The 2,950-nt window shown below is 55.5% G+C and carries 1 protein-coding gene and 1 other annotated feature (1 of these 2 running past the window's edge); the gene reads left to right on the top strand.

All coding sequences use genetic code 11. From position 1 onward, the window contains the following. Positions 1 to 11 precede the first annotated feature (11 nt). Positions 12 to 2,950 (bottom strand) — a sequence feature (most likely nonfunctional fraction of RNA operon); it runs 1,256 nt beyond the window's last position. Continuing rightward, positions 1,322 to 1,537, top strand: a complete 216-nt coding sequence (locus KNP00_RS13955; RefSeq protein WP_215146289.1) for a hypothetical protein — start codon at positions 1,322 to 1,324, stop codon at positions 1,535 to 1,537. (Overlaps the previous feature by 216 nt.)

Genomic DNA, 2,950 nt, shown 5'->3' with positions numbered 1-2,950 from the left:
AACCATTAGACTAGATCAAAGCCTCGACCGATTAGTATCATTCAGCTCCACGTGTCGCCACGCTTCCACCCATGACCTATCTACCTCATCGTCTCTGAGGGGTCTTTCTTGATTGCTCAAAGGGAAATCTCATCTCGGAGGGGGCTTCATGCTTAGATGCTTTCAGCACTTATCCCGTCCGCACGTAGCTACCCAGCGATGCTCCTGGCGGAACAACTGGTACACCAGCGGTGCGTCCATCCCGGTCCTCTCGTACTAAGGACAGCTCTCCTCAAATTTCCTGCGCCCACGACGGATAGGGACCGAACTGTCTCACGACGTTCTGAACCCAGCTCGCGTACCGCTTTAATGGGCGAACAGCCCAACCCTTGGGACCTACTCCAGCCCCAGGATGCGATGAGCCGACATCGAGGTGCCAAACCTCCCCGTCGATGTGGACTCTTGGGGGAGATCAGCCTGTTATCCCCAGGGTAGCTTTTATCCGTTGAGCGATGGCCCTTCCATGCGGAACCACCGGATCACTAAGCCCGACTTTCGTCCCTGCTCGACTTGTAGGTCTCGCAGTCAAGCTCCCTTCTGCCTTTGCACTCTTCGAATGATTTCCAACCATTCTGAGGGAACCTTTGGGCGCCTCCGTTACTGTTTAGGAGGCGACCGCCCCAGTCAAACTACCCGCCTGACACGGTCCTCCAGCCGGATCACGGCTGCGAGTTAGAGACTCTATACGCAAAGGGTGGTATCCCAAGGGTGTCTCCACCGAAGCTGGCGCTCCGGCTTCACAGACTCCCACCTATCCTGTACATCGCGTACAAAGCCTCAATATCAGGCTGTAGTAAAGCTCCATGGGGTCTTTCCGTCCTGTCGCGGGTAACCTGCATCTTCACAGGTACTATGATTTCACCGGGTCTCTCGTTGAGACAGTGCCCAAATCGTTACGCCTTTCGTGCGGGTCGGAACTTACCCGACAAGGAATTTCGCTACCTTAGGACCGTTATAGTTACGGCCGCCGTTTACTGGGGCTTCGGTTCAGTGCTTCTCTTGCGATGACACATCCCCTTAACCTTCCAGCACCGGGCAGGCGTCAGCCCCTATACTTCATCTTGCGATTTAGCAGAGACCTGTGTTTTTGCTAAACAGTCGTTTGGGCCTATTCACTGCGGCTTATGTTGCCATAAGCGTCCCTTCTCCCGAAGTTACGGGACCATTTTGCCGAGTTCCTTAACGAGAGTTATCCCGCGCGTCTTAGAATTCTCATCTCGCCTACCTGTGTCGGTTTGCGGTACTGGCGCCGACCTCCTCACTAGAGGCTTTTCTTGGCAGCGTGAAATCCGGTGCTTCGCCCTACGGGCTCCACGTCACAGCTCAACCTTGTATGCCGGGCGGATTTGCCAACCCGACGGCCTCGCTGCTTGTCCGTGCACTTCCAGTCGCACGGTCACCTTATCCTTCTGCGTCCCCCCATCGTTCGAACGGTGGTACGGCGGTACAGGAATATCGACCTGTTGTCCATCGCCTACGCCTTTCGGCCTCGGCTTAGGTCCAGACTAACCCTGAGCGGACGAGCCTTCCTCAGGAAACCTTAGGCTTTCGACGGAGGGGATTCTCACCCCTCTTTTCGCTACTCACACCGGCATTCTCACTTCCAAGCGCTCCACGGCTCCTCACGATACCGCTTCACTGCTGCTTGGAACGCTCTCCTACCATCCCTTACGGGATCCATAGCTTCGGTGGTATGTTTAGCCCCGTTACATTTTCGGCGCGGCGCCACTCGACTAGTGAGCTATTACGCACTCTTTGAATGGTGGCTGCTTCTAAGCCAACATCCTAGTTGTCTGTGCAGCGCCACATCCTTTTCCACTTAACATACACTTGGGGACCTTAGCTGATGGTCTGGGCTGTTTCCCTCTCGACTACGGATCTTATCACTCGCAGTCTGACTCCCGAGTACAAGTTGCTGGCATTCGGAGTTTGACTGAATTCGGTAACCCTGTGGGGGCCCCTAGTCCAATCAGTGCTCTACCTCCAGAACTCTTCACCTCGAGGCTAGCCCTAAAGCTATTTCGGAGAGAACCAGCTATCTCCAGGTTCGATTGGCATTTCACCGCTACCCACACCTCATCCCCGCACTTTTCAACGTGCGTGGGTTCGGACCTCCAGTCAGTGTTACCTGACCTTCATCCTGGACATGGGTAGATCACCTGGTTTCGGGTCTACGACGACGGACTGATGCGCCCTGTTCAGACTCGCTTTCGCTGCGGCTCCGCCTCATCGGCTTAACCTCGCCCGCCATCGTAACTCGCCGGTTCATTCTACAAAAGGCACGCCATCACCCGTGAACGGGCTCTGACTACTTGTAGGCATACGGTTTCAGGATCTCTTTCACTCCCCTTCCGGGGTGCTTTTCACCTTTCCCTCACGGTACTGGTTCACTATCGGTCACTAGGAAGTATTTAGCCTTGGGAGATGGTCCTCCCGGATTCCGACGGGGTTTCACGTGTCCCGCCGTACTCAGGATCCACTCTGGAGGGGATGGGGTTTCGGCTACAGGGCCGTCACCTTCTCTGGCCGACCTTTCCAGGTCGTTCGCCTACCCTATCCCTTTGTAACTCCGTGCAGAGTGTCCTACAACCCCAGGAAGCATGCTTCCTGGTTTGGGCTGTTCCCGTTTCGCTCGCCGCTACTCAGGGAATCGAATTTTCTTTCTCTTCCTCCGGGTACTTAGATGTTTCAGTTCCCCGGGTATGCCTCACGCCACGCTATGTATTCACGTGGGTGTCCCGCCGGTCTCCCGGCGGTGGGTTCCCCCATTCGGAGATCTCTGGATCAAAGTGTACTTACCACTCCCCAGAGCATTTCGCTGTTCGTCGCGTCCTTCATCGGCTCCTAGTGCCAAGGCATCCACCGTACGCCCTTTCTACCTTGATCTAGCGTCTAAGACACACGGTCCGTT

The organism is Exiguobacterium qingdaonense (genome assembly GCF_018617855.1).
Taxonomy (GTDB): domain Bacteria; phylum Bacillota; class Bacilli; order Exiguobacteriales; family Exiguobacteriaceae; genus Exiguobacterium; species Exiguobacterium qingdaonense.
This window is presented reverse-complemented; position numbering and strand designations above follow the sequence as displayed.